Genomic DNA, 374 nt, shown 5'->3' on the forward strand with positions numbered 1-374 from the left:
GATAAAACCTGCGTGCTCAGTCACATGGAAAGAACTTAATGACATAGCATCCGCTTCAAAGTTGTTCACGTTTTCACAGTTGGTTGCATGCGCCAACTGCCCATCCAACTTGAATGCCCAAGCATGGTAAGGGCAGGTAATCACATTTTTCATTTTCCCGCCATCACCACTAATTAGTTGATGACCACGGTGTGGGCAAACATTGTAGAAACCGCGCAGAACATCATCACGACCACGAACAATCACAAGGCTTTCACCAATTAGTTGGCGTGTAATATAGGAATTTTTTTCTTTTACCTCACTCACATGACCAACACAAACCCATGAATTAGCAAAAATTTTTTCTTTTTCAAAATCAAAAATGTCTTCAGATG

Annotated in this window: 1 protein-coding gene; it reads right to left on the reverse strand. The window is 40.9% G+C overall.

The features are described 5' to 3' along the window. The coding region (locus ACNQ0T_RS23285) for an aromatic ring-hydroxylating oxygenase subunit alpha (protein ID WP_417930392.1) at positions 1 to 374 on the reverse strand (374 nt) is incomplete at both ends.

The sequence above is a fragment of the Enterobacter cloacae complex sp.6700776 genome, from assembly GCF_048284255.1.
GTDB lineage: Bacteria > Pseudomonadota > Gammaproteobacteria > Enterobacterales > Enterobacteriaceae > Enterobacter > Enterobacter intestinihominis.